This window comes from Treponema sp. R80B11-R83G3, assembly GCF_054786115.1.
The window spans coordinates 1-2,559 of sequence record NZ_BDHF01000142.1 but is presented as its reverse complement, the minus strand read 5'-3'; the positions used below and the strand labels follow the sequence as shown (position 1 = coordinate 2,559).

Annotated in this window: 2 protein-coding genes; one reads left to right on the top strand and one right to left on the bottom strand. The window is 43.6% G+C overall.

Going from position 1 to position 2,559, the window contains the following annotated elements; all coding sequences use genetic code 11:
- Positions 1 to 529: 529 nt before the first annotated feature.
- Positions 530 to 1,828, bottom strand: coding sequence for an SUMF1/EgtB/PvdO family nonheme iron enzyme (locus tag ACYVRH_RS11675; RefSeq protein ID WP_461257089.1), 1,299 nt, complete (start codon positions 1,826 to 1,828; stop codon positions 530 to 532).
- A 204-nt stretch (positions 1,829 to 2,032) separates the two neighbouring features.
- Between ACYVRH_RS11675 and ACYVRH_RS11670 the strand changes: the two genes are divergently transcribed.
- Positions 2,033 to 2,350: a helix-turn-helix domain-containing protein gene (locus ACYVRH_RS11670; RefSeq protein WP_461257088.1), complete on the top strand. Its 318-nt coding sequence runs from the start codon at positions 2,033 to 2,035 to the stop codon at positions 2,348 to 2,350.
- Positions 2,351 to 2,559 lie beyond the last annotated feature (209 nt).

Here is a 2,559-nt window from a genome sequence, read left to right as displayed (position 1 = left end):
AGATAATTTTGTCTACGTAGCTCATATTTCCTCCATGAGTGTTTATTTAATCTCTTTATATCGTTTTTAAGAAATTATGTCAATTGCTTACACGATGTATGCCCAAGCATTTATTCAGTACAGGCAGGGCAGGGCTGCGGGTAGCAAAAACTCTGGGAGAGCCCGACTCCGAGCCTTTCCGGCGACTAAATAGTGGTGGGTAGAAAGCTTTATCTAGGGTACGTCGCCGGACTTTTATTCTCTGAATTTTCTTTGTTTTATTCCAAAGTCTCTACGTCGGGGAACCCACAGAAGATGTTTTTGCCACCCGCAGCCCTGCCCTGACTGTACTCAAGGGTTTTATTCGGCATACATCTTATTGCGGTAATGGGCATTTTATCACTGTGCTCTATTAGCAATGAGCAATTAGCAATAAATTCTATCAGTAACGTATAAATGTCGCATAACGGCACTAGGGAAAAGCGGTATTAGATACAGGTGCGCTCTATTCCCATGCTCGGGCATTTCTCCATTTTACTCTTACTTGAAACTAGGGACGGACAAGCCGGAAGCCAAGAGAGGGGCTCTGGCCGCTCGGGGTGTAGTTGAATCGGTACGTGGAACGCAGTAACTCGGCGGAATACCGCCAGCACCCGCCGCGAAACACGCGGTTAGTCCCCGAAGACGTACCCATAGGATCAGTCTGCGCCCAGTCGGTATAGTTGCCGTAAAAGTCCCAGCACCACTCCAACACGTTTCCGCTCATATCGTACAAACCTAGACCGTTAGGTGCTTTCTTCCCCACCTCGTGTGTACGATTACCGCTGTTGTCGCCATACCAAGCTACGTCGCTTACTTTGTTGCTCCCCGAATACATATACTCTTTCCACCCTGCTGAGTTAGGGTTCCCGCCTTTTGCCGCGTATTCCCATTGTGCCTCAGTCGGCAGACGGTATCCGTTCTTGCTAAAGTCTGCGGTTACCTTCGCTTCATATATGGGATACCCTGCCGAAGGCGACCTGCTGGTAATCGTATACACCGCCTGCAACCCTTCAATCGCGCTCAGCTTGTTGCAAAATTCAACAGCGTCGTACCACGTTATGCTCTCAACAGGGCGCTTCCCCTGCGCCTCCCCGCTCGCCGGGTCCGAGATAAACTTACTGGGGTTATTCCCCGTTACTGAATAATACAGCTCTTGCGTTACCGGGTACTTACCCATGGAAAAGGCGCTCAGTGTTACCGTGTGCACGGGTGTTACGTCTTCGGTTCCAGCCAATTCTTTCCCCATCTGGAAAGTCCCGCCGGGTATCCGTATCATTTCTACTTTAAGCACCTTCCTTGCTTGTTCTATTTCGGCTGCTGTGGCAATTTTCCAAAGTCTGCCCGACCACATATATGTCCCTGCCTTTTTCCCTTGTCCTATGTAGAAGTCAGCAAAGTTATTAGGAAACGCATCTTTCCCAAACTGAGTTACGCTATTCCCTATGGTTACGCTGGTAAGCTTGCAGCCTTCAAAAGCTTCTTCTCCAATTTTTGTAACGCTGTTCCCTATGGTTACGCTACTAAGATTATCACAGTCTTTAAAAGCATATTTCCCGATGCTGGTAACGCTGTCCGGTACGGTTACACTGATAATATTTTTACTGTCAAACGCATAACCGCCAATTTCCGTAACTCTAATTCCTTCAATGGTTGACGGAATAACTACGTTTGTTGTTGTACCGGTATATCTGGTTATAGTAATTCCTCCGCTTCTGTTTTGTATGATTTCAAAATCATTTCCATTTTGCGCAAAGACTGCCGCACACAGTGCCGTGCATAGTAATAATGCGATTACGATTTTTTTCATATTAAACACTCCTTTTGTGTTGTATAAAAAGCCTTTGTTATAAGGCGTTTTTCCAAAATATATACAGCCCAAAAGGGCGGTTTTTGTTGAAATAAGATGTATATTCCTTATATTCCACATAGAAATAGTTTATATATCTGCTAGATTTTTGTCAATAATGGTTTTTATTTTTATTGTATAAAAGTGGTTTTAGGGGTATGATACATGGACGGAAAGGCTGTAAAAGCCATTTTGGGGGAAAATATCAAATTTTTCCGCTTGCGGAAGGGATTAACCCAGGCGGTTTTAGCCGAAAAAGCAAATATTTCGGTCATTTTCCTGAGTAGCATTGAACGTGGAACTAAATACCCTAAAGCTGAAACAGTGGCAAAATTAGCAAAAGTTCTTGAGATTGAGGTTTTTGAACTTTTTATAAGGAAAGAAATACCTGCCCACCAAACAATGCTTAATCACTTATCTGATGATATTAAAAATAATGTAATAAATTTATTGGATAACATTTTCAAGCAATATTCAGGCTAATTTGGGGAAAATGCTTATTACCGCTAGAAGATGTATGCCGAATAAATCCTTGAGTACAGTCAGGGCAGGCTGCGCATGGCAAAATGTACTGCTTATGCTGAACTTGCCGTTTTTAAGACAAGCATATAAGGTGTGTCAGGAACCGGCATTTTTTGTCCGCCAGTATTCCTGTCTCTTAATAAATGCAGTATGCAACTTTTCTTTGCGTT